A 23926-nucleotide genomic window follows, 5' to 3' on the forward strand; every position below is an offset into this window, starting at 1 on the left:
GGCCACATAGACAAGGGGTTGTCATGATCAAAAGACTCATTTGCGCGGGCATGCTTGCCGGCGCGGCTCTCGCCGGCACGGCGCAAGCGCAGGATGCCCTGGTGGTAAGCACCTGGGGCGGAAGCTTCCGCGATCTCATCGACGAGAGCATCGGCAAGGAGTTCACACGGCAGACCGGCGTGCCGGTGAAGTACATCACGGGCGGCACCATCGACCGCCTGAACAAGGCAAAACTCGCCACCAAGCCTGAAAGCGACATCACCTTCACCACGTCGCACATCGGCTGGCTTTATGTCAATGCCGGCCTGTACGAGAAGCTCGACCTGAGCAAGATTCCCAATTACTCGCATCTGGTCGAACGGGCCAGGATCAGCCCGTACCACATCGGCAGCTGGGCGTATGTGTACACCATTGGCTATCGCCCCGACCTGATTCCTCCCGGCATCACCTTCGACAGCTGGAATGACCTCTGGAACCCGGCGTTGAAAAACAAGCTGTCGGCGCCCGATTTCGATCCCAGCCACATCATCGACATCTCAGCCTTGCTCTCCGGCGGCGACGCCAGCAGCTGGGAAAAAGGCCAGGACAAGCTCAAGGCCCTGAAACCCAACTTCAAGGCCTTCTACACCAACGACGCCAACAGCCAGCAACTGATCGCCGCCGGCGAGACACCGGTGCAGATCGTGCTGTCCATGAACGCGTATTACATGATCGGCCAAGGTGTGCCGATCAAGGTGGCGATGCCCAAGGAAGGCGCGGTTCTGGGCGTGGACACCATGGCCATCATGAAAGGCAGCGCCAAGACCGATCTGGCCTATAAGTTCATGAACATCGCGCTGTCGCCAGAGGTGCAGGCCAAGATCGTGGCCGCCAAGAAAGCCAGCCCGGTGGTCGACGACGCCAAGGTCTCGCCCGAAGACGCCGCGCTGCCGGGCGTATTCACGACCAAGCAGCAATGGGATACCCAGGCCATCGTCATCGACGACAAGCTGCGCGCCGAGAAGACCGCCGAGTGGCGCAAGTGGTTCACCGAGAACATCATGAACTGATTGCCGGACGCCGCGGCCTCACGGTCCGCGGCCTCCCCTCGTTCTCACCGTACACGATGGATGGGTACACCATGGATGCGCGTTCCACACTGAGGGGATGGCTGATCTCCCCGGCAAGCTTCATCGCGCTGTGCATCTGCGTCGCCATGGCGGCCGTGCTGCAGTACAGCTTGCGCACCTTCATTCCCGGCTCCCTGGATGTCGGCGGCCTGACGCTGAATAACTTCTCAGGCCTGGGGAAGCAGATCTATCTCGACGCCTTTACCAACACCCTGCGCCTGAGCGTGGAAACGACGGTCTGCTCCCTGCTCGTGGCCTATCCGCTGGCGTACGCCCTGGTCAGGGTACGCAACCGCTACATCAAGTCTTTCATCCTGATCGTTTCCATCACGCCGCTCTTCCTGGGCGAGATCGTGCGCACCTATTCCTGGATCATCGTGCTGGGCAGCACGGGATTCATCAATTCGATGCTGCTCAAGCTGGGCATGATAGACACGCCGCTGACGCTGATGTTCAGCCACCTCGGCGTGCTGGTGGCGCTGGTGCATGTCACCATCCCCGTGGTCGTGTTGATGCTGGCCACCGCCATCTCGCACATCGACCGCGATTACGAAAAGGCCGCCGAAAGCCTGGGCGCGGGGCCGGTGCGCACCTTCCTGACCATCACCCTGCCGCTGTCCATGCCAGGCATCCTGGCCAGCATCACTACGTCCTTCGCCTGGACCTTCAGCGCCTTCGCCACGCCGCAGATGATAGGCGGGGGCCGCGTGCCGACCGTCTCCACGCTGGTCTACCAGTTGGGATTCTCATCCATGAACTTTCCCTTGGCGGCCAGCCTGAGCGTCATGGGCCTGGGCCTGACGGCGATCTCGCTAATGCTGCTCGGCCGCGTCACGCGCCGCCTCAAGGCCATCGGAGGACACTGACATGAGTATCCGCAAATCCCTGCCCCTGTGGCTGCGAGTCGGGGCGCCCGTCCTGATCACGCTCATCCTTGCCTTCGTGCTGCTGCCGGTCGTGGTGGTGGTGCTGGCCTCCTTCAATGACAAGGCCTTGCTCACCTTTCCGCCGCAAGCCTGGTCCTGGCGCTGGTTCGAGCGCGTGTTCACCTACTCGGATTTCCGTGACGGCTTTCACGCCAGCATGGTGGTTACGCTCTGGTCATCGGTGCTGGCGCTGATCATCGGGACCGGCCTGGCGATCGCGGTCAAGCGCATGGCGTTTCCTGGCAAGAACATCCTGCAGGCCATCCTGCTTTCGCCGCTGGTGATTCCACACTTCACGGTGGGGCTGGGCCTGCTGATCCTGGTGGCGCAGCTGAACATCGACCGCGGCTACGGCATCGTGATCCTGTGCCACGTGATCCTGGTCCTGCCTTTCGTGCTGCGCAGCGTCTATGTCTCGATGGAAAACCTGGACGAGCGCCTGGAGCAGAGCGCCGCCAGCCTCGGGGCCTCGCCCGTGCGGGTGCTGTTCACGATCACGGTGCCCTTGCTGGCGCCCGGTCTGTTCGGCGGGTGGCTGTTCGCGGCCATCATGTCGTTCAGCGAGTTCACCGCGTCGCTGTTCGTGACCACCCAGAACACGCAGACCCTGCCGGTAACCATGTACAACTATGTGCGCGAGTTCGCCGATCCGACCCTGGCCGCGCTGTCGGTGGTGTACATCGTGGTGACCGCCACCCTGTTGATCTTCGCCAACCGCTTCCTGGGGCTGGGCAGGATCCTCAATATCGAGGACAACCACTAGAGAGTTCTGGGTGGAATGTTGCCGATTGGTTTTGTGAGGTCAGGTTCTTGAGCCGCCGGCGTCCGGACTGCGGGATTCCGATGCTCGCCCCAGTGGGGCTGCGCTTCGGATCCCTCCGCCCGGCCACCGGCTCACGGCATCTACCCATGAACGGGTTCCGAAACCAACACATTGGGCGACTGCCAGCCGAGGACCCCGGAGCCATCCGAAGCGCAGCCCCACTGGGGCGAGCATCGGAATGGCGCAGGGCAGCCTCGGCGGCTTAAGAACCCTGACATCCGCAAGCTCGAAGCCCTATCGCCCCTGCACTTCGATTTTGGGAGGCAGCGTTCTTGAGCCGCCGCCGTCCGGACTGCGGGATTCCGATGCTCGCCCCAGTGGGGCTGCGCTTCGGATCCCTCCGTCCGGCCACCGGCTCACGGCATCTGCCTATGCACGGGGTCCGAAACCAATGCATTAGGAGACTGTCAGCCGAGGACCCCGGAGCCATCCGAAGCGCAGCCCCACCGGGGCGAGCATCGGAATGGCGCAGGGCAGCCTCGGCGGCTAAAGAACCCCGACATCCGCAAGACCCAACTTCAATAGCCGCGCGCGGGATCAACGCGGTTGGCGGGTTCCAGGCCCTGACTGACGCGCAGTATGTTGTCGGCGATCTGTCCGGCGGCCGATCCTGGAATCGCCACCGAAGCCAGGTGCGGCGTGATCAGCACGTTGTCCATCGCCCAGAGCGGGTCGCCAGCGGGCAGGGGCTCGCGCTCGAACACGTCCAGCGTCGCGCCGCCCAGATGGCCGCTGCGCAGCAGATCGGTCAGGGCGGTCTGGTCCACCAGCGCGCCCCGGGCCACATTGATCAGGGCCGCTCCGCGGGGCAGACGCTGCAAACGTTCGCGATCCAGCAGGCCGCGGGTCTGCGGCGTCAGCGGAAGCATCATCACCAGTATGTCGGCGCGCGACAACACCGTGTCCAGCGATTCCATGCCGCTGTGGCACTCGACGCCCTCGATGTTGCGCGGACTGCGCGACCAGCCCAGCACCGTCAGCCCCTGGCGGCGCAGCTCCTGCGCCGCGCAGGCGCCCAGCTCGCCCAGGCCCAGCACGGCCACGCGCACGTCCTCGGGCGAACGCGGATGGCGGTAGGCCCACTCGCCCCGGCGCTGCGCCGCTTCGAAATATGGAATGTCGCGCGCATAGCGCAACGCGGCGAACAGCACATAGCCCGCCATCATGCGCGCCATGTTGGGATCAGTGATGCGGGTGATGGGCACGCCGGCCGGCAGGTCCTCGCGGCCCACCAGCGAATCCACCCCCGCGCCCAGATTCACGATAAGGCGCAGGTTCTTCATGCGATCGAAGAAGCCCTGCGGCGCCTTCCAGGCCAGCGCGTAATGGATGCTGGCCGGATCATGCGCTTCGCTGCCATGCACCATGCGCAGGTCCGGCAGGCGCGCCTGCATGGCGTCGCGCCAGGCCGTGTAGTCGTCGAATTCGCTGTAGAAGATCATGGCGCCCGACACGGTGGGGCGGGAGGATGCATGCATGGGCGGTCTACCTCAGGTACTGCGGTTTATCAGGCGGGACATGGCCTCGATGGCCAGTTCATAGCCATCGCCGCCCAACCCCGCGATGACGCCATCGGCGGCCTTGGAAATATACGATTGATGGCGGAAGGCCTCGCGCCGCCAGATATTGCTCATGTGGACCTCGATGATCCTGCCCGGGAAGGATAGCAAGGCATCGAGGATGGGCACCGATGAATAGGTCAGGCCGGCCGCGTTGATGATGACGCCCTGCGCGCTGCCGCGGGCTTCCTGTATCCAGTCGACCAGCTGGCCTTCGTAGTTGGACTGGACGAAGTTCAGCTGGATGCCCAACGAGGCAGCCTTGCTTTCGCAGCGTTGCTGCAACACGGGAAAGCTGTCCGAACCGTAGGTCTTGTTGGCATCCAGTCCGTAGAGATTGGCGTTCGGCCCGTTGAGGAACCAGACGGTGGAGGATGATGGGGTCGCGCTCGGCGTCGTCATGGCGGCTGTCTCAGGTTTCGTGGGGAAGGGTCGCCTGCATGGCAGGCAATTGGTTGAACTCGGCGAACCACGCTGCGGCGCGTGGATGCGCAGCGCGCCAGTCCAGCTCGGGAAAACGGAAATCCAGATATCCCAAGGCGCAGCCGATGGTCAGGTCGCCGATGCTCGGATGCGCTTGCGGCAGACTGTCGGCCTGCGCCTCGATTTCCGTCAGGCAGGCCTGCACCTTGACCAGCTGCGCCTCGCGCCACTGCGGCCATTGGATTTCGGCCGGTCGGGCCGTGTGTTCGTAGCGCGCCAGCAGCGCGGCATCCAGCAGGCCGTCGCCCAGCGCTTGGCGCGTCAATGCCAGCCAGCGCGCCTCGCCAGCCGGAAACAGCTGCGTGTCGCCGGCGGCGCCGGCCAGGTACTCGCAGATCACGCGGCTGTCGTAGAGCGCCCTGCCGTCCGGCAGGATCAGGGTCGGCACCTTGGCCAGCGGATTGTGGGCGGCGATGCGCGCATCGCGGTTCACCGGATGCGCAGCGCTGGCTAGCCATTCGATCCGTTCAGCCTGGCCGGTCAGGTGCGCGCAAGCCATCACCTTGCGCACAAAGGGGGACGTCGGGGCATAGAGTAGTTTCAATCCAGTCTCCGGATGTCAGGGTTTGAGGACCAGCTTGCCGAACACCTTGCCGCTCTCCAGCAACTGGTGCGCGCGCACGGCGTCGGCCAGGGGCAGGCTTTGCGACATCTTGGGTCGGATGCGGCCGGCGGCCACCAAGGGCAGCACGTGACGCCTGAGCGCGGCGGCCATGCGGGCTTTCTCGGCATCGGTCTGCGGGCGCATGGTCGAGGAATGCAGGCTCAACTGCTTTTGCATCAGCGTCAGCAGTTCCACGTTGACGGCCGATCCCTGCAGGAAGGAAAGGCTCACATGGCGTCCACCGAATGCCAGCGCCTGCAGATTGCGCCGCACATAGTCGCCGCCGACGATATCCAGCACCACGTCGACGCCACGGCCTTCAGTGAGGGTGTCGCAGGCCGCCACAAAATCCGTGTCGTGAAAGCAGATCACCTCGGCGGCGCCGAGCTCGCGCAGAGCGTCGAAGCGGTCACGTTCTCCATCGGTCACGACAACCCGCGCGCCGGCGGCATGCGCCATCTGGATGGCCAGCGTGCCGATGCCGCCGCCGCCGCCGTGGATCAGGACTGTCTCGCCCATGCGCAGGCGGCCCAGTTCGAACAGGTTGTGCCAGACGGTGAACAGCCCTTCCGGCAAGGCGCTCGCCTCCGCGTCGTCCAGCCCCCGGGGCGCAGGCAGGGAATGATCCACCCGCGCCACGCACCACGGCGCATAGCCGCCGCCCGCCAACAGGCTCATGAGACGCTGCCCGCGCAAGGACTCCGGCACACCGGGGCCGCAAGCGGCCACCTCGCCGCAGGCCTCCAGTCCGAGCACGTCGGTCACGCCGGGCGCCGGCTTGCTCAAGCCCTGGCGCTGCATGATGTCGGGCCGGTTGATGCCGGCCGAATGCACGCGCAGCAACACTTCGCCGGGCCCCGGTTTGGGTACCGGCCGGCTGGCCAGCGTCAACACCGTGGCATCGCCGGGCTCGCGGGCGATGACGGCTTGCATTTCAACAGGGATCTGGTTCATGGCGTGGTGCCTCGCGGACGAATGGAAACTGGGCGGCCGCGCAGGCGCGGCCGCCAGGAAGGGTGGAACCTCGTGCGATAACCCTGTCTTCAGGACGATGCCTTGAAGACGCTGACCCCGTGGCCGGGCAGCGCAAGCCCCGCCACGGCGCCCACGGGCCATTCATGGATGCAATTCAGATCGGAGGTGCGCACCATGACGTGCTGGCGTCCTTCCACGGGGATATGCACCTCCAGGTACAGATCCACGTGGTCGCCCTGGAAAACGTGATTGACGACCGTGCCGCTCAGGACCGACCCGCTATGCAGGTTTTCCAGCTTGATATGTTCGGGCCGCACGTAGAGATCGAGCCGGTGCCCCTCGTGCGAGCCGCCCACCAGACGGTGGCGGGGAATATGCGTCAGCCCACCGCCCAGGCGCAACTGGATGGTTTCAGCGCTGGAGCCGTGATAGTGCGCGGGCAGGATGTTGACGTCGCCCAGGAACGACGCCACGAAAGGATCCTGCGGATTGCGATACAGCTCATCGGGGGCTGCGACCTGCCGGATCACTCCCTGGCTCATGACCGCAATGCGGTCCGACATGCTCAGGGCTTCGCCCTGGTCATGGGTGACGAATATCGTCGTCACGCCCAACTTGCGCTGGATATCGCGGATCTCCACCTGCATGGCGCCGCGCAAGCCTTTGTCCAGCGCGGAGAACGGCTCGTCGAGCAACAGCACCTTGGGACGGATCACCAGCGCCCGCGCCAGCGCCACCCGCTGCTGCTGCCCGCCGGAGAGCTCGCGCGGTTTGCGCTCGCCCAATCCGTCCAGCTTGACCAGGGTCATGGCTTCGCGCACCCGCTGCTCGATCTCGGCGGCCGGCACGCGCCGCATCCGCAGGCCATAAGCAATGTTGCGCTCCACCGTCATGTGCGGGAACAGCGCGTAGTTCTGGAACACGATGCCGATCTGGCGCTGATACGGCGGCAGTGCCGTGACCGGCCTGCCGTCGATGAAGATCTCGCCGCCGTCCGCGTCGGCAAAGCCCGCGATCAGGTTCAACAAGGTGGTCTTGCCGCAGCCCGACGGGCCCAGCAGCGTCAGGAACTCGCCGCGCTCGATGTTCAGGGACACCTGTTGCAGCACCGTGTGATCACGGTATTTCTTGACCACTCCCTCCAGGCTGACCGCGCTGGAGCTATCGGAGGCAAAGGGGCGATTCGGCATGGCTGCTGCACTCATGGAGTTCAGTCTCCCGACGCAAAAATCCCGGGAAAAACAGGCGGTGGCCGCATGGCACGCAAGGGTGCGACATCAGCGTTCTGGTGGATTCAAGAATACGGCAAAGCCCTTTTTGCAGTGCGTTGCCGATGCTGATGGGGGCCATCGGAAAAACGAAATCGCGATGCCGCAGGCGTGGTCGCTCTCGCCGCCCGCGCAAACCGACACCTTTGCTTTTTCCTAAGTCAGCCGTCCGAAAAACGAAGTTATCAACTCCGGGCTTCAGGATCACACTGCGTGCCTATCGTTCAGCACGCACCTGAATCCTGCGCGCGGTTCGTCGGCCTTCTTGTCCTTGATCTTCGTGTCAGCCTCGAGACGCACCAGGGTCTCGGTATTTCTTAGGATCTTGCAATGTCAATTGAAAAAACCAATACGCTGGTGATCGGCGCCGGCCAGGCCGGCATCGCGATGAGCGAGCACCTTGGCGCCATGGGGGTTCCGCATATCGTGCTGGAACGCAAGCGGATCGCCGAACGCTGGCGCTCCGAACGCTGGGACTCGCTGGTCGCCAACGGCCCCGCCTGGCACGACCGCTTTCCCGGCTTGAAATTCGATGACGTCGGGCCCGACGTCTTTCCGCCCAAGGAGCGCATGGCCCAGTACTTCGAAGACTACGCCAAGATGCTCAAGGCGCCGGTGCGCACCGGCGTCGAAGTCCTGCGCGTCAAGCGCAATGACAAGCGCCCGGGTTTCACCGTCACCACCTCCGCAGGCACTATCGAGGCCCAGCACGTGGTCGCCGCGACCGGCCCCTTCCAGGTCCCCACCTTCCCGAAAATCGTGCCGGAAAGCGCCGGCATCCAGCAGCTGCATTCCTCGGCCTACAAGAACCCGGGCCAACTGGCCGACGGCGCCGTGCTCGTGGTCGGCGCCGGGGCCTCCGGCTCGCAGATCGCCGAAGAACTGCGCCAGGCCGGCCGCACCGTTTACCTGTCGGTGGGCGAACACTACCGTCCGCCGCGCTCCTACCGTGAACGCGACTACTGCTGGTGGCTGGGCGCGCTGGGCATGTGGGATGAAGTCAAGAAAAAGCCCAAGCGCGAACACGTCGCCTTCGCCGTGAGCGGCTATGAAAACGGCAAGACCGTCGACTTCCGGCGCCTGGCCCGCGACGGCATCCAGCTCGTGGGCATCACCACCTCCTACGAGAACGGCGTGCTGCACTTCGCCGACAACCTCGGCCGCGACATCGCCCAGGGCGACGCCGACTACTTCGAAGTCCTGCGCGAAGCCGACGCCTACATCGAGCAGAACGGCCTGGACCTGCCGCCCGAGCCTGATGCCTGGAAACTGCTGCCCGATCCGGAGTGCCTTACCTACCCCATCCTCAGCCTGAACCTGGCCGAGGCCGGCATCAAGACCATCCTGTGGGCGACCGGCTTCAAGGTCGACTTCAGCTGGATCGACGTCGACACCTTCGACGAGAACGGCTACCCCATCCACAAGCGTGGCATCTCGGCCGAAAAAGGCATCTACTTCCTCGGCCTGCCCAACCTCACCAACCGCAGTTCGTCCTTCATCTGGGGCGTCTGGCACGATGCCCGCTACATCGCCGACCATATCGGCATCCATCTCGATTACCTGGCGTACAAGAAGGAGTGACGGACTCGGCGGGCAGCTTGCCCCAGGCCGAATGCAAAAAACCCGCATCTCTATTGAGAATGCGGGTTTTTTTGCAGATGCTCCCGGTAATGCTGGAACATCGAATTCTTGGTGCCGACGGCGAGACTCGAACTCGCACAGCTTTCGCCACTACCCCCTCAAGATAGCGTGTCTACCAATTTCACCACGTCGGCTAACTTCAGCCAGAAAAGCGTGCTTTCCTGGAAAGTCGAACATTCTATCACGCAAATCGGAAATCGGGTGATTCCGTACCGCTATGTCGCTGCGGCGCCACCAATCCGTCCCCAAGAACGCTCCAGAGGGGCCGCGGGCCGCCCCACCCCTCGCCTATCAGTTGATCTGCAGGTTGGTCGCCTTGACGACTTCGCCCCATTTGCGGGTTTCGCTTTCCATGAAGGCCTTGAACGCTTGCGGCGTGTTGGGCGGCGGGGGCATCAGGAAGCCGTTGGTCTGGTAGCTGGCGGCCAGGGCGGCGTCGGAGGTCAGGGCCTTGTTGATGGCGGCATTGACCTTCTGGACGATTTCCGGCGGCGTGCCAGCCGGCGCAAACACGCCAAACCAAGCCGCCACGTCGAAGCCTTCCACGCCCGATTCGGCGATGGTGGGGATTTCCGAGGCGAACGGCACGCGGCTGCCAGTGGTGACGGCCAGGCCGGTCAGCTTGCCGGCGCGCACGTGCGGCAGCAGCGGCGGCAAGTTGTCGAAGATGGAGTCGACTTGTCCGCCCAGCAGGTCGGCCACGGCCGGGCCGCTGCCGCGGTACGGAACGTGCAGGATGTCTATGCCGGTCTTCATCTTGAAGAGTTCGCAGCCCAGGTGGGCGGACGAGCCGTTGCCGGGCGAGGCGCAGGTTAGCTTGCCCGGATTCTTCTTGGCGTAGGCGATGTACTCCTGCACGGACTTGACCGGCACGCTGGCGTTGACGGCCAGGATGTTGGGCACCACGTTCAGCAAGGCGACGGCGTCCAGGTCCTTGAGCGCGTCATAGGACATCTTGGAGTACAGCGACTGGTTGATCGCGGTGGAAATCGATCCCACGAACAGGGTGTAGCCGTCGGGCGCCGAACGGGCGACGGACTCGGCGCCGATGTTGCTGTTGGCGCCAGGCTTGTTCTCCACGACGAAGGTCTGGCCGAATTCCTTGCCCAGCACGTCGGCGATCATGCGGGCGCTGATGTCGGTAGTGCCGCCCGGGGCGTAGCCCACGACCAGCCGCACCGGCTTGGTCGGATAGGCGCCGGCCTGGGCCTGCGCCGGGCCGCTGGCGATGCACGCCAGCACTGCAGCCGCGCCGGCCAATTTGGTATAGAGCTTCTTCATGTTTCCTCCTGTCGAAAACGAATGGGCGCGCATGGGCATGCGCACCGTTTTTTTTGTTGTTGTGCGGGCAGTCCAGCCCGGAGCGGCGCCGCCGCCCGGGTCAGGCGGAGCCTGCTGGCCGTAAGGGCGTGATCAGGTCTGGCGTGAGGTCGGCCAGCGTGGCGCAGCCCAGTAGCGCCATGTTGGTCGAAATCTCGCTGCGGAATATCTCCGCGACCTTGCGGATGCCGGCGCTGCCGGCCACGGCCGCGCCGAACAATTGGGGCCGGCCGGTGAAGACCATGCGCGCGCCCAGGGCCACGGCCTTGAGCACGTCGGAGCCGCGGCGAAAGCCGCCATCGACCATGACCGGGAAACCGGCTGGCACCGCGGCCACTACGTCGGGCAGCGCCTGCAAGGGCGCAATGCAGCCGTCGAGCTGGCGTCCGCCGTGGTTGGACACGATCACGCCGTCGGCCCCCGCCGCGTAGGCCAGGCGCGCATCGTCGGGATGCATCACGCCCTTGAGCACCAGCTTGCCCGGCCAGTTCTCGCGGATCCAGCGGATGTGCTCCCACGAGAGCTTGTCGCGTTCGCCGCGAAAGCCGTTGGGCGGGTCCTGGGTGATGGGCGGACCGATTTCCTCGTACAGGTTCGAGAACCTGGGTACGCCGCTGCCCAGCAGCGTGCGCAGAAAGACATTGAAGCTCCAGCGCGGATGCCGCATGCCGTCCAGCACGACGCTGGGGCTCATCTTGAAGGGCACGGTGAAGGACAGCTTCTGCAGGTTTTCGCGGTTGGCGCCGACGCAGGTGTCGATGGTCACCACCAGCACCGGGATCTCGGCCTGGCGCAAGCGCGCCATAAGCTTGCCGATGCGCTCGGTGTTGCCCGGCAGATAGGCCTGGTACCAGCAGCGCTTGCCGGTGGCCTGCTGCAAACGTTCCAGCGGCACGCTGGAAGCGCCGCTGATGATGAACGGAATCCCGGCCTGCTGGGCCGCCTGCGCCAACGCCAGGTCGCATTCGTGCATGACGATGGCGGAGAACCCGGTAGGCGCGAACCCCAGCGGCATGGCGTAACTCTGGCCGTAGAGTTCGACCTGGCTGCTGCGCTGGTCGACCACGCGCAGCCCGCGTGGACGAAAGCCCACCTCGCCCAGCGCGCGCACGCTCTCGGTCAGCGAAGCGCCGTCTTCGGTGCCGCCACACACGTAGCCTTCGACGCAGCGCGGCATGATGCGCCGCGCTTCGCGCTCGAAGTCGCGCACGGACAGGCAGCGGTCCAGACGGCTCATGCAGCCACCGGCGAGCCGGCTTGCGCGCGCAGCGCCTGCATGCAGGCGTCCAGCGAACGATCCTGCGTGTCCTGGTAGAGCGCCAGCTCGTCCTGCACCTGGGCGCCCAGGGCCTGCTCGAAGGCGGCCTGGCTGGCGTTCTGTACGTACTCTGCCTGGGCCTTGTCGCCCAGATTGGATTGGAAGATGCCGGCAGCGCTGACGGGCAGGAAGTCCTCGTACACCAGCGGCTCGAAGCGGATGTAGCCTTGGGCGATCAGGTCTTGCAGGCCGGCGTCGGGATCCCCGCCCTCCTTGCCGGTCAGGAAATAGCGGAAGTGCGCCAACCCTTGCGCATGCAGTTGCTCGTAGTCGTCCGGGAACGCGGCAAAGCAGTCCTGCAGGTTCTGCATGTAGGCGGCGGCGTTGCCTTCGTGGGGCGCGCCGCTGATGCGGCTGCGGGCCAGGTCCAGCAATTCGTCATACAGCGCCCGGCCCTTGCGGGTCAGCGCCACGCCGCGCTGCTCGATCTCGCCGAAGCGCGCCGTGTGGCTGCCGGCCGCGGACTGGCCGTCGGCGCCGGCGAACAGGACCGCTTCCTCCAGCGCCTTGAAGCTGGTCTGGCGCAACAGAATCGGGCATTTGCGCGGCGGCGGGCCTTCGATCACGGCCTTGGCGGACACGCCGCGGCGCGGCATCTCGGCCTGGGCCTCGTCGATGTCCAGCGTGCGCGGCGTCAGGTGGTTGATGTGCGGCCCCTTGAAGGCCACCACGTCGGCGATCAGGCGATGCTGGCCGTGCAGTTCCTCGTAGTCTTCCAGACTGACGGTCGCCTCGCTGTGCCAGCGGAAGGTATGCAGGGCTTCGGCCACGAACTCGCGGGCATCGGCTTCATCCAGCCCGCCCCGCGCCTCGAAGCCGGCGGCGAGTTCCAGGGCGCGCGCGGTGAAGATCTGGCGCGCGGCCAGGATGCGGGCGGCCTTCGCGCGCAGCGCCTCGTCAGCGATCAGTTCCAGCCGCAGCAGCGAGGTGAAGACGCGGAACGGGCTGGCCTGCAGCGAGGCTTCGTGGGTGGCGCGGAAAGCGGTCGAATGCACCGGCACGCCGGCCGGCGACAGGTCGTAATAGCCCACCGGCTGCATGCCCATCACGGCGAACACGCGCCGCATATTGGCCAGCTCCTGCGCGGTGCCGACGCGGATCGCGCCGTGGCGCTCGACGTCCAGGCGCTCAATCTCGCCGGTGCGCGCCAGCTGTGCAGCCAGTTCGGGTTGTGCTGCCAGGGTCTGGGCGTTGACCTGGGCCACCAGGTCCAGCAGCGTGTCGTACAGCGGCACTTCCGACTTGTACATGTCGGACATGGCGCGGGAGAACCAGGCGCGGATCTGATCCGGATTGACGAAATTCTGACTCATGGCGGGCTCGGCACATCGGTAAACAAGGATGGCCCGCATGACATCATGCGCCGCGACCGCAATCAAATGAAAAAAATTGGCTTAATCAGTCCGTTTTTTCATGGATCGCGTCCGCTGGGCGTCGCGCTCGCGCTTGCGCGCGGCTTCACCTTCCACCCAGGCGACGAACTGCTTGATCTTGGGCACTTCGGCCGAGTGCTCGGAATACGCCACGAAGTACGCGCCATCACTGGGTTGCACGTAATCCCAGGGAATCACCAGTTTGCCGGCCTGCAGCTCTTCTTCGGCCAGCAGGCGCGGCGTCAGCGCCACGCCGCAGCCCCCTTCGGCGGCGCGCACGCACATGTAGAAGGTGTCGAAGCGGGGACCGTGGTAGCTGCGGTCGGACTGGAATTGCTGGCGCGAGAAGTAGTCGTGCCAGGCCTCCGGGCGCGAGGCGCACTGGATCAGCGCCTGCGCGCTCAATGCTTCCAGGCTGTCGACCCTGTCGCCTGGCAGAAAGCCGGGCGCGCACACCGGCACCACCTCGGCCTCGAACAGTTCGCGGCACTGCGCCCCCGGCAGGGTGCCGTGGCCGAAGAAAAAGGAGATGTCGATCTTGGCCTGCATCAGGTCGAAGGGCCGGGTTTCGCTGCGCACCTTGACCTGGATGTCTGGATGCGCGGCCATGAAGCCTTGCAGGCGCGGGATCAGCCAGCGCGCGCCGAAGGTGGGCTGGGTGCCAATGGTGAGCACCTGAGTCTCGCTGCCGTAGGTCAGGATGTAGCGCGATGACATGTCCACCTGGTTCAGGATGGCCCTGACCTCGGACTGGTACAAAGCCCCGGCGGGCGTCAGTTGCAGGCGCCGCCGCACGCGCAGGAACAGCGGATTGCGCAGCAGCGCCTCCAGCTGCGCGATCTGCTTGCTGATCGCGCTCTGGGTCATATGCAGTTCCTCGGCGGCGCGCGTAAAGCTCATGTGCCGCGCCACCGCCTCGAAACATTGCAGCGCCATCATCGATGGCATCAAACGCTTTTCCATGGGGCCGATCCGGGTATGCCTGTGCTGGCGGCGGCCCGCGTCTCATCGCCGGCCGCCGCGCTTGCGGCATTATCGCAGGCCCGCCATCACCACTGGTATCCCACCCCCGCCGCGCCACCGAAGTCGCCGCGGGAGGTGCCGTTGGCCGACACCTTGTAGACCCAGCGCCCCCCGCTGGAAACCCGCGACAGCCCCATGGCATAGCCGGACTCGCCGTTCCAGGTGCCGCCGGCCAGGGACAGCATGTTGCGCCCCGGCAAGTAGGCTTGCGGCAGGGAGGCCGTCGCCATGGCGGCGGCCACGCCCGCGCTCAGCATGCGCTCCTGGGAATCCAGGTCGCTGCGCAGGTTCTGCAAGGAGTGTTCGACGGCGCCCACTCGCGCTTCGCTCGCGCTGCTGGCGGCACGCAACTGCCCCACGTTGACGGCATCGGTGTCCTCGCTGCCTGCCGCCACGCCCGTCACCTGGCGCCCGCCCACGTTCACCTCGCCTGCCGAGCTTTGGGGCTGCGCCATGCCATAGGCCGCGTAGTTTTCCTGCGCGCCGCGCGCTGCGGTGGAACCGGCCCCCAGCGCCACGCTGTTGGGCGCCGCCGCGACCGCGCCGGCGCCCACCGCGACGCTCTGGGTGGCCGCGGACGATTCCGCGCCCACCGACACGCTGCGATCCGCCTCCGAACCGCGCCCGGCATTCGAGCCGATCGATACGTTGTCGCTGCCGCGCACGCCCGAACCCGCGGCCGTGCCCTGCGCCACGTTGTTGTTGCCGACGACCTCGCGGCCGGCGGCCAGGCCGCTTGCCGTATTGCCGTCGCCGTGCACGCCATAGCCCGCGTAGGCGCCGGCGGCCAGGTTGTTGGCGCCGGTCACGTTCTGCCCGGCGTTCTTGCCCTGCGCCAGATTGCCTTCGCCTTCCACGTTCTGGCCCGCGTTCTGGCCCAGCGCCAGATTGCCGTCGCCGACGACATTGCGGCCGGCTTCCTGGCCGAAGGCCGAGTTGCCGTTACCGGTGACGTTGCGCCCCGCGTTGGTGCCATAGGCGGCATTGTTGTTGCCCACCGTGTCCGTGCCGGCCCAGAAGCCATAGGCATCGTTGTAGTCGCCCGTGACGTTCTGGCCGGCGCTGCGGCCGAACGACTGGTTCCAGCCGCCCTGCACATTGGTGCCGGCGTAGTAGCCGATGGCCTGGTTGGCGTTCTTGCCGCCAACCTTGGAACCCGCGCCCTCGCCGATAGCGACGTTCCAGTTGGTGCTCACGTCCTTGCCCGCGCCGTTGCCCAGGCCGATGTTATTGCTGCCGGTCACGTTGGTGCCAGCGCTCTTGCCTATCGCATGATTGCTCTTGCCCGTCACGCCCTGGCCGGCGCCCGGCCCGTAGCCAAGGTTGCTGCCGTCCCACTTCACGGGCGGCGCGGTCTGCGCCTGCGCCGTCGACCCGCCCGCCAACGCGCCCACCAGAACTGCCACCGACAAGCCGTTGGCGGCCAGAATTGCATATGTGTTTTTCATGTGAATATTGATTGTTTATTGTTCAGGACCGGCAGAACGCGCCCCGTTGCGCGCCCTGCCGGTTCATGTCTGGACCATCACAGATGCAACGCCATGGCCGGATCGCTGACGCTGCTGCGGCCGTTCTCCATGCGGCCGGCAAAGCGCCGCTCGAAACCCTCGGCGGTAACGGTGAAGTCGTACCAATTGCCGCTGTCCTTGATGGACCAATGGTGTTCGGCCACCGCGCCCGGTTCGACTGCCAAGGTCCAGGGGCCGTCCGTGCGGTAGGCGTTGGACTGCAAGTTCGCCTGCAAGCGCGCCGCGCCGCGGTTGGAGACCTTCACGTACAGCGCGCCGCCGGCAGGTTCGTAGCAGACCTGCACTTCCAGCGCCGCGCCGCGCTGCGTGTTGCCGGAAAAGGTCCGCACGAAGCCGTTGCTGCTGTAGACCCACAGGTCATAGTCGCCGCCGGTCCAGGTGTCGGACAGCGTCTTGCCCGCTTCCACGGTGTAGCGCCGCGGAATCAGGTCCAGGTTGCGCTTGTCGTACACATGGAACACGGCGCCGGCTTCGCCGGTGTTGCTGAACAGCAGTTCGACCGAGCCGTCCGCACCCAGCCGGGCGCTGGTGTGCAGCTCATAGGGCAGCGCGCGCGACAGCCGCGTGCCGGTCTCCTGGAACAGCGGCTGCGGGATGGCGGGCGCCTGGGTCACCGCGGTCGTGGGCAGCAGCTTCTGCGCCGCGTTGACCGCGGGAAAGTTGCTAGTGTCGGGCAGCGTGGGCACGCGGGGATCGTTGGGACTGACGAAGTCGAAGCAGGTGGTAAGGTCGCCGCAGACCGCGCGGCTCCACGGGCTGATGGCGTCGACCTTGATGTCGAATCGCTGCTCCAGGAAGCGACCCACCGAGGTGTGGTCGAACACCTGCGAGTTGACCCAGCCGCCCTTGCTCCACGGCGACACCACGTACATCGGCACGCGCGAACTCAGGCCCCACGGACGGATGTTGCCGGTGATCTTGTCCTCGGCCTTCAGGTAGTTGCCCACGGAAGCATCGAAGTACTCGCCTTCCAGCGGCACGGTGGACTTGCCCATCAGCACGCCGTTGGCGTCATAGGACGGCACCGCCGGCATGGCCGCGTGGTCGAAGAAGCCGTCGTTCTCGTCGAAGGTCACGAACAGCGCGGTCTTGCTCCAGACTTCGGGATTGGAAGTCAGCGCGTCCAGCACGTCGGCGATGAAGTCGGCCGCGCCGGCCACGCCTTCGCTACTGCCCGGATGCTCGGCCAAGGCTTGCGTGGGCAGCACCCACGACACCTGCGGCAAGGTGCCATTGGCCACGTCCTGCTTGAGCTGCGCGAGGAAATTGACGGCGCCGTCGTTCTTCTCCGGGCCACCAGTCAGACCGTGCTCATAGATCGGCGAGCCCGGCTGCGCGGTGCGGAAGCTCTTGAAGGCCAGGCAGCCGTGCATGGCGCCGGTCCAGTTGTTATTCATGTTCTGGTAGATATGCCAGCTGACGCCGGCGCGCTGCAGCAGATCGGGCAAGGTGTCCCACTTGAAGGCGCTGTTCTTGTACTTGTAGTTGTAGGCGCCGGTCGCGGGGTCGATCTGGCCCGAACCGTCCGTCAGCTGCGCCCGGCCCGCGACCCAGTTGGATGGGCTCGGCCAGCAGCGCGAATTGACGGGCTCCGAATCGGTGTCGGTGCTGTTCACGCCGAGCTTGCGCAGTTCGGGATTGGCGTTTGCGCCCGACCAGAACACGATGCGGTTCGGATCGGTGCCGGTCAGGATGGAACAGTGGTAGCCGTCGCAGACCGTGAAGGCGTCGGCCAGCGCGAACTGGTACGGAATGTCCTCGCGCATGAAGAAGCCCATGGTGGCCTGGTTCTTGAACTGGATCCACTGGTCCATCTTGCCCTGGTTCCAGGCCGCCTGCTGGTCGGGGAAATTGTGCGGCGTGCCCGATCCGATCAGCGCGTTGCTGGTCCTGGAGTCGCGGCGGAAGGGCTGGATGTCCGGGCCGCCCTTGGGATCGGGCTGGAAGAACACCGATTTGCCGCTGGCCAGCGGAATCGGGAAACGGTCGCCGAAGCCGCGCACACCGCGCATGGTGCCGAAATAGTGGTCGAACGAACGGTTCTCCTGCATCAGGATCACGATGTGCTTGATGTCCTTGATCGTGCCGCTGTCGACCGCGGCGGGAACCGCCAGCGCGCGCTGGATCGAGGCGGGCAGCAAGGCCATCGCCGACAGGGCGCCGGCGGCCTGGGCCGAGGCGCGGAAGAACTGCCGGCGGCCCGGCAAGGCCGGGGACACGCTGGCGGAATGCGAGGAATAGGTCTTGGTCATGGGGCTACTCTTGCGTTGGGTTGGGCGGAACGGGCGTTCAGGGCGCGCAGCGCAATTGCGGCGCGGGCGGCTGCGGCTCGGGCTGTCCGGTCTCGGGCGGCGAGGTCGCGCCGTCGTCCGAGTCGTCGTCGCCGCCGCAGGCGGCAAGGGTCAGGCTCAGGGCGATGGCCGCAACAAGGGCGCGGCCCAGTGCAAAGTACGGGGTCATGAAAACTCCTGGTCGGGGAACGTTGCCGGGTCCGTCCGGCAGAAAACCTATCGGGGCGCGGCGACCCGGCGGGCCGCCGCGCCGGCTCAGCTCAAGCGGCGCCGCAACCGGGCGGCAACCTGGTCCAGCAAGAACACGGTGATGAAGATCACGACGAGAATGGTCCCGACGTGGGCGTACTGGTACATGTCGTAGCGGCCTTTCAGCTCCTGCCCGATGCCGCCCGCGCCCACCAGGCCCACCACCGTAGCCATGCGCACGTTGCGGTCCAGGATGTACAGGGTGTAGCCGGTGAACTTGGGCATGACCTGCGGCAGCACGGCATAGGCCAGCACGCGCGGCTTGCTGGCGCCGATCGCCGCCAGCGCCTCTTGCGGCTTGGTGTCGGCCGTCTCGATGTCCTCGGCGTAGAACTTGCCCAGGAAGCCCATCGAATGGATGGCCAGCGCCAGCACCCCGGCAATCGGGCCAAAGCCATAGGCCAGCACCAGGAACAGCGCGCAGATCAGTTCGGGCATGGCGCGGAACATGCTGACGATGGCCCGCGCCGCCACGTACAGCAGCCGGTTGGGCGCGTAGTTGCGGGCGCTGCAATAGGCCAGCGGCACACTGCCCAACACGGCCAGCAGGGTCGCCCAGATCGCGATCTCGAAGGTCTCCACCATCTTGACCGCCACCCGCCACAGATAGCCCAGCGGCTCGACCAGGTAGGTCTGCGTGGATACCTCGTCTTCCATCTTCAACGTGTGCGGATTCAGCCGGCTCTCCGTCACCTGCAACGTTTCCACGCGCGCCAGCCACGGCAGCTTGTCCGGATCGAAGCCCTCGATGCGCGAGGTCTCGGTGCGATACGAGATTTGCAGCGGGAACAGGCTGTCGGCCAGGGCGCCCAGGCCGGACGTGACCTGGGACTGCTCCTTCAGGCCGACCGCGGCCAACGCGCCGTCCAGGGTCAGCGCCGCCATGCGGCCCATCTCGACCCGCTGGCCGGTGTAGAGAAACAGCATCAGCGCGGCGATCACGATCAGCAGCGCGCGGGCGCCGTAGGGCGGATCCAGGCGCCATCCGGCGTTGTCGGCCGGCGTCTTCAATGCGTGCGTGTTCATTGCGCGCCTCCTGCCGACAACACCGCGGGCCGGATCGGCCTGGCCGTGCGCGGCTCGGCATGGCCGCGGCCCGCAAGATCGACGGCAGCCATGCCGCTCTCCGACTGCGGGGCCTGATAGAGCGCACGGGCTGTGGCCTCATCGAACGCGCCCGCCGGTCCGTCGAACACCATGACGCCATGGCGCAAGGCCACGATGCGGTCGGCGAACTCCCGCGCCAGGTCGACCTGGTGCAGACTGCACAACACGGTGGCGCTGCGTTCCCGCGCCTGATTGCGCAACAGCGCCAGGATGTCGCGGCTGATGCGCGGATCCAGGCTGGCCACCGGCTCGTCGGCCAGCAGCAAGGCAGGCGCCAGCATGAAAGCGCGGGCGATGCCCACGCGCTGCTGCTGGCCGCCCGACAATTCGCTCACGCGGCGTTGCAGGTGTTCGGGCTGCAGGCCGACTTCGCGCACCAACCGGCAGGCGCGCTCGCGCAATTCCGCGGGAAAGCGCATCAGATAGGTACGCCATGCCGGCAGGCCGGGCAGCGCGCCCGACAGCACGTTGGTCGCCACCGTGGCGCGCGACACCAGGTTGAAGTGCTGATGCACCATGCCGATCCCGGGCCGTACCGCCGCCAGCGTCGACGGCTGCACCTGCGTGCCATCGACCCACACGTCGCCCTGGGTCGGCGTGGTCAGTCCGTTGGCCATGCGCAGCAAGGTCGATTTGCCCGCGCCCGAAGCGCCCAGGATCACGCAGAACTGGCCGCGCGGCACCTGCAGCGACACCGAGTTCAACGCGGTGGTGCCGTCCGCGTAGCGCATGCCCACCGCGTCGTAGCGCAACATGTCCATTCCGCTTGCTCCGGCGATCACCGCTGGGCCGCCTTCTGCAGGATTTCGCCCTTGATCTCATCGGTCAGCAGAGCCATCTTCGAAGCCGGGCCCGCGAACTGCGCCTCGGAGAACTCGGTATCAAAACGATCCAGCTTGGCGCCGCCATAGCCGCGCACCATATCCGGCGTCACGCCGGGCGCCTGGTGCACCGTGGCAAAGGCCTGCTTGAGCGTGGTCTTCAGCGTCTCGGGCAGCTTGGTGTTCATGGCCAGCGGCGGATACGGGATGGGCTCGCTCTTGAAGATCACCTTCACGGACTTCGGATCCACCGCACCCTGGCGCACCGCCTTGTCGAAGGAGTCGAACGACAGCGCGGCCGCGTCGACCTGGCCTTGCACCAACGCCGCCAGGCTGCTGGCGTGGCTGCCGGTCAGTTGCAGCGCTGCCAGGTCCTTGGCCGGGTCCATGCCGTCCTTGATCATGGACGCCACCTGGAAGGTGAAGCTGGAGGCCGAATTCACATCGCCAAACGCGGCGCGCTTGCCCTTCAGGTCGGCGAGCGTATTGATGGGCGAATCGGCCTTGGCGAACATCGCCGCGTAGTAGGCTGACTCGCCCTTCTGCACGCCCACGGCGAGCAGCTGCGCGCATTGGCGCTCATGCGCCTGCACGTAGGAAACAGGCCCCAGGAACGCGACCTCGGCCAGCTGGTTGCACATGCCTTCGACCACGGCGCCGTAGGACTGGCCCACCGTCAGCTGGAAATGCAGGCCGGTGCTGCGCGTGATCGCGTTGAAGATCGGGGCGTAGTCAGCCTTGGTGCCTGACTCCGTGCCGCCGTCAGCGGGGATGAGCAGCACGCGCAGCGGACGCTGCTGCGAGCCGTCGGCGAGGGATTGGGCTTGCGCGAGAGGCGCGGCGGCCAGCAGGGAAACGAGCGCCAGGGCAGGCGCGCAGGTACGGATATTCATTTCATTGTTCCTGGTCTTGATGAGGTTGCTATCGGGGCGCAACGTGCTTGGCCCTGATTCCGGAACGCAGATTAGTCACCGCACATGACAGGCAAATGAAAATTTCTCAAATCAAAAAATTGAATTTTTGAATTTTGTTCAGATAGAATCACAGCCGCCGGGTACCCCGAATCACAGCGGGCGCCCACTCCTTCAACCCTGCACGCGCTTCGACGCCCAACCGCCGATCCATGACCCGCATTGCCTGCCCTCCCGTCTCCGACTCCCCCCAAGCCCCGACGGCCGAACTGCCCTGGACCGTCCACTCGCGCGGCCTGATCCTGGACCTGGACGGGACCTTGATACGCGGGCATGAGGTGATACCCGGCGCCAGCGAACTGCTGACCCGCTGGGCGGGGCGCTGCGTCATCGTGTCCAATAATTCCACCGATACCGCGGCGGGCCTGGCGCCACGCTTGCGGGCAATGGGCCTGCCGGTAGAAGCCGACACGCTGGTCCTGGCCGGCGAGCAGGCCTTGCGCCATATCGCCCGCCAGCACCCGCGCGCCAAGCTGCTGCTCTGCGCCTCGGACGAGCTGCGGGCCTGCGCCGCAGGCCTTGGGCTGGCGCTGGTGGAGCGCGATGCGGACATCGTGCTGCTGGCGCGCGATCTCGCCTTCGGCTATGGGACGCTCCAGTCCCTGGCAAGGGAACTCGCCCGAGGCGCGGCATTAATGGTCAGCAACGGCGATCTCACCCACCCCGGCCCGCAAGGCGCCATCGTCCCGGAGACGGGCGCGCTGCTGCAATCGGTGCTGGCCTGCGCGCCCGGCGTGCGTCCGCGCATACTCGGCAAGCCCGAGGCCATGCTGCTGGAGGAAGGGTTGCGCCGGCTGGGCCTGACGCCGGCGGACGCCACGGTCATCGGCGACAACGTGCGCACGGATGGCCTGGGCGCGGTGCGCCTGGGCATGGGCTTTCTGCTGGTCGGCAATGCGCCTTACGCGGACGCGCCGGACGTGGCCGGGCTGCTGGATAGCGCATGCCCGCGCAGGCATGCGCTGCCGGCGGGCATCGAAGGCGATCAGTAGCGCTTGTTCGACAGCACGTCGAAAGTGCTGCGCAGGGTAGAGACGGCCTTGTCATAGTCGGACAGGGCCAGGCAGGCGATGAGTGTGTCGATGATGGCCAATTGGGCCAGCCGGCTGGTCATCGCCTCGGTGCGGAAACGGGTCTCGCGCGACATGGTGTGAAGCACCACGTCGGCGTGTTCCTGGATGGGCGATTTGCCGAAATTGGTGATGCAAATGGTGCGCGCGCCGGCTTCCTTCGCCAGCCGCGTCGCCAGCACGGTTTCGTGCGTGCTGCCCGAGTGCGAAATGGTCAGCACGGCGACGTCCGGCCCGGTCAGCGATGCGCTGATGGCTTGCACGTGGGAATCGGTCACTGCCGTGGCATGCAGGCCGATGCGCAACATGCGGTAGTGCGCGTCGTGCGCGATCACGGCCGAGCTGCCGATGCCGTAGATTTCCACACGGCGGGCGCGGCGGATCAGCTCCACCGCCGCCCTCAGCGCGGCCACGTCCAGCACCGATTCGGTTTCCTGCAGGGTCTGGATGTTGCTGTGGAAGATCTTGCTGACGACCTGCTCGGGCGTGTCCTTGGCGGCCAGGTCTTCGTGGATGTACTGCACGGGTTGCACGATCTGCTGCGCCAGCGCGATCTTCAACTGCTGAAAGCCGGTGGCGCCCAGCAGCTTGCAGAAGCCCACCACGCTGCCTTCGCTGCATTGGGTGCGCTCCGCCACTTCACTGACCGACATGTGCACCACGTCCGCGGGATGGCTTATGACGAATTCGCCGATGCGCTGCGAGGCCGCCCCCATCGACGGCAACAGGCTCTGGATGCGCGCCAGCATGGCCTGGGGCGAGCCCCGCTGCGGATCGGCGGCGGACGGCGTTCGGGGGGAGCGTTTGGATGTGGCCATGGCGGGGTCTGGGGACGGAAACCGGATGCGAAGGCAACGATACTCTACCCGCTGCCGGCGCGGCGATGGCGCATGCTACCGGCCGCTGATGACAGGATGTTCGAGCCGCGCGCAGCGCCCATGAAAAAGGCCGGCATGATGCCGGCCTTTCCGTTTGCTGCGGCTTACTTCGCCGGCGTAGCAGGCGTTTCGGCCGGCTTGTCGCCTGCGGCCGGAGCGGCCGGGGTGGCGGGCGCGGCCGGCACCGACGCGTCGGGCTTGGCCGGAGCGGCCGGCACCGAGCTGGCGCCCGGAACCGACGAAGCGCCGGCAGGGGCGGCAGGCGCCGCGCCCGGCACTTGCGGCACCGAACGGTCAGCCGGGAAGCTTTGCATCACGCCGGAATCGACGGCCGGGCCGCTGGTGCCCTTGTGGCTGACATAAGCCAGGCCGGCGGTGGACGCGAAGAAGACCACGGCGGCCCACTTGGTCGCGCGCGACAGGAAGTTCGCCGCGCCGGTGGCGCCGAACAGGCTGCCGGACGAGCCGCTACCGAAAGCGGACCCCATGTCGGCGCCTTTGCCCTGCTGAAGCAGGACCAGGACGATGATAGCCAGCGCCGAGATCACTTGGACGGCCAGCAGGATTTTGAGCATCAAGGGCATTACA

23 protein-coding genes and 1 tRNA gene are annotated in these 23926 nt (G+C 66.1%); 6 read left to right on the plus strand and 18 right to left on the minus strand.

Annotated features, from left to right (window positions below; all coding sequences use genetic code 11):
- Positions 1-23: 23 nt before the first annotated feature.
- The 3 genes from IPU70_RS16170 to IPU70_RS16180 all read left to right on the plus strand — a co-directional run bounded on the left by IPU70_RS16170 (position 24) and on the right by IPU70_RS16180 (position 2798).
- A complete protein-coding gene (locus IPU70_RS16170; RefSeq protein ID WP_207468647.1) occupies positions 24-1049 on the plus strand; it encodes a PotD/PotF family extracellular solute-binding protein in 1026 nt (341 codons plus the stop codon).
- Positions 1050-1120: 71 nt separating this feature from the next.
- The gene (locus tag IPU70_RS16175) at positions 1121-1975 is read left to right on the plus strand and encodes an ABC transporter permease (protein WP_013391969.1); all 855 of its coding nucleotides are present in this window, start codon (positions 1121-1123) and stop codon (positions 1973-1975) included.
- A 1-nt stretch (position 1976) separates the two neighbouring features.
- Positions 1977-2798, plus strand: coding sequence for an ABC transporter permease (locus tag IPU70_RS16180; RefSeq protein ID WP_207468649.1), 822 nt, complete (start codon positions 1977-1979; stop codon positions 2796-2798).
- Between the two features lie 578 nt (positions 2799-3376).
- On the opposite strand, the gene IPU70_RS16185 is transcribed toward IPU70_RS16180, so the two are convergent.
- The 5 genes from IPU70_RS16185 to IPU70_RS16205 form a co-directional block, all read right to left on the minus strand.
- The gene (locus IPU70_RS16185) at positions 3377-4336 is read right to left on the minus strand and encodes a glyoxylate/hydroxypyruvate reductase A (protein WP_207468651.1); all 960 of its coding nucleotides are present in this window, start codon (positions 4334-4336) and stop codon (positions 3377-3379) included.
- 12 nt (positions 4337-4348) lie between these two features.
- Entirely contained in the window at positions 4349-4819 is a 471-nt protein-coding gene (locus IPU70_RS16190; protein WP_207468653.1) for a type II 3-dehydroquinate dehydratase, read from the minus strand.
- Between the two features lie 10 nt (positions 4820-4829).
- The gene (locus IPU70_RS16195; protein WP_207468655.1) at positions 4830-5444 is read right to left on the minus strand and encodes a glutathione S-transferase; all 615 of its coding nucleotides are present in this window, start codon (positions 5442-5444) and stop codon (positions 4830-4832) included.
- 15 nt (positions 5445-5459) lie between these two features.
- On the minus strand, positions 5460-6458 hold the full coding sequence (locus IPU70_RS16200; RefSeq protein ID WP_207468657.1) for an NAD(P)H-quinone oxidoreductase: 999 nt from the start codon (positions 6456-6458) through the stop codon (positions 5460-5462).
- A gap of 89 nt (positions 6459-6547) precedes the next feature.
- Positions 6548-7669 carry an ABC transporter ATP-binding protein gene (locus IPU70_RS16205; protein ID WP_242702531.1) on the minus strand — a complete coding sequence of 374 codons (1122 nt, stop codon included), beginning with the start codon at positions 7667-7669 and terminating at the stop codon, positions 6548-6550.
- On the opposite strand from IPU70_RS16205, the gene IPU70_RS16210 reads away from it, so the two are divergent.
- Complete coding sequence (locus IPU70_RS16210) at positions 7668-7907, plus strand: hypothetical protein (RefSeq protein WP_207468661.1); 240 nt, start codon at positions 7668-7670, stop codon at positions 7905-7907. The two genes, IPU70_RS16205 and IPU70_RS16210, sit on opposite strands and share 2 nt — an antisense overlap.
- A 170-nt stretch (positions 7908-8077) precedes the next feature.
- Complete coding sequence (locus IPU70_RS16215; RefSeq protein WP_207468663.1) at positions 8078-9328, plus strand: NAD(P)/FAD-dependent oxidoreductase; 1251 nt, start codon at positions 8078-8080, stop codon at positions 9326-9328.
- 109 nt (positions 9329-9437) lie between these two features.
- Here the strand turns inward: IPU70_RS16215 and IPU70_RS16220 are convergent.
- From IPU70_RS16220 to IPU70_RS16270, 11 genes are all read right to left on the minus strand, one after another.
- Positions 9438-9522, minus strand: a tRNA-Leu gene (locus tag IPU70_RS16220).
- Between the two features lie 157 nt (positions 9523-9679).
- Positions 9680-10669, minus strand: a complete 990-nt coding sequence (locus tag IPU70_RS16225) for a tripartite tricarboxylate transporter substrate binding protein (protein ID WP_207468665.1) — start codon at positions 10667-10669, stop codon at positions 9680-9682.
- A gap of 100 nt (positions 10670-10769) precedes the next feature.
- The gene (locus tag IPU70_RS16230) at positions 10770-11945 is read right to left on the minus strand and encodes an alpha-hydroxy acid oxidase (protein WP_207468667.1); all 1176 of its coding nucleotides are present in this window, start codon (positions 11943-11945) and stop codon (positions 10770-10772) included.
- A complete protein-coding gene (locus IPU70_RS16235) occupies positions 11942-13339 on the minus strand; it encodes a VOC family protein (RefSeq protein WP_207468669.1) in 1398 nt (465 codons plus the stop codon). The genes IPU70_RS16230 and IPU70_RS16235 overlap by 4 nt, the downstream gene beginning before the upstream one ends.
- 81 nt (positions 13340-13420) lie before the next feature.
- Positions 13421-14362 (minus strand): LysR substrate-binding domain-containing protein, encoded by a 942-nt coding sequence (locus IPU70_RS16240; protein WP_013391958.1) that lies wholly within the window; start codon positions 14360-14362, stop codon positions 13421-13423.
- An 86-nt stretch (positions 14363-14448) separates the two neighbouring features.
- The gene (locus IPU70_RS16245; RefSeq protein WP_207468670.1) at positions 14449-15870 is read right to left on the minus strand and encodes a YadA-like family protein; all 1422 of its coding nucleotides are present in this window, start codon (positions 15868-15870) and stop codon (positions 14449-14451) included.
- A 77-nt stretch (positions 15871-15947) separates the two neighbouring features.
- On the minus strand, positions 15948-18203 hold the full coding sequence (locus IPU70_RS16250) for a phosphocholine-specific phospholipase C (protein WP_207468671.1): 2256 nt from the start codon (positions 18201-18203) through the stop codon (positions 15948-15950).
- A 37-nt stretch (positions 18204-18240) separates the two neighbouring features.
- Entirely contained in the window at positions 18241-18411 is a 171-nt protein-coding gene (locus tag IPU70_RS16255) for a hypothetical protein (protein ID WP_013391955.1), read from the minus strand.
- An 86-nt stretch (positions 18412-18497) separates the two neighbouring features.
- Positions 18498-19517 carry a phosphonate ABC transporter, permease protein PhnE gene (phnE, locus tag IPU70_RS16260; RefSeq protein ID WP_207468672.1) on the minus strand — a complete coding sequence of 340 codons (1020 nt, stop codon included), beginning with the start codon at positions 19515-19517 and terminating at the stop codon, positions 18498-18500.
- Positions 19514-20359, minus strand: a complete 846-nt coding sequence (locus tag IPU70_RS16265; RefSeq protein ID WP_207468673.1) for a phosphonate ABC transporter ATP-binding protein — start codon at positions 20357-20359, stop codon at positions 19514-19516. The genes phnE and IPU70_RS16265 overlap by 4 nt, the downstream gene beginning before the upstream one ends.
- 17 nt (positions 20360-20376) lie before the next feature.
- Positions 20377-21312 (minus strand): phosphate/phosphite/phosphonate ABC transporter substrate-binding protein, encoded by a 936-nt coding sequence (locus tag IPU70_RS16270; protein ID WP_207468674.1) that lies wholly within the window; start codon positions 21310-21312, stop codon positions 20377-20379.
- Positions 21313-21542: 230 nt separating this feature from the next.
- On the opposite strand from IPU70_RS16270, the gene IPU70_RS16275 reads away from it, so the two are divergent.
- On the plus strand, positions 21543-22382 hold the full coding sequence (locus tag IPU70_RS16275) for an HAD-IIA family hydrolase (protein ID WP_207468675.1): 840 nt from the start codon (positions 21543-21545) through the stop codon (positions 22380-22382).
- Here the strand turns inward: IPU70_RS16275 and IPU70_RS16280 are convergent.
- Together IPU70_RS16280 and secG are read right to left on the minus strand one after the other, a co-directional pair.
- Positions 22376-23278, minus strand: coding sequence for a MurR/RpiR family transcriptional regulator (locus IPU70_RS16280; protein ID WP_237709982.1), 903 nt, complete (start codon positions 23276-23278; stop codon positions 22376-22378). The two genes, IPU70_RS16275 and IPU70_RS16280, sit on opposite strands and share 7 nt — an antisense overlap.
- Positions 23279-23442: 164 nt before the next feature.
- On the minus strand, positions 23443-23922 hold the full coding sequence (gene secG, locus IPU70_RS16285) for a preprotein translocase subunit SecG (RefSeq protein WP_207468676.1): 480 nt from the start codon (positions 23920-23922) through the stop codon (positions 23443-23445).
- Positions 23923-23926: the final 4 nt, after the last annotated feature.

It is taken from the genome of Achromobacter sp. SD115, from assembly GCF_017355315.1.
Lineage (GTDB): Bacteria > Pseudomonadota > Gammaproteobacteria > Burkholderiales > Burkholderiaceae_B > Achromobacter > Achromobacter xylosoxidans_B.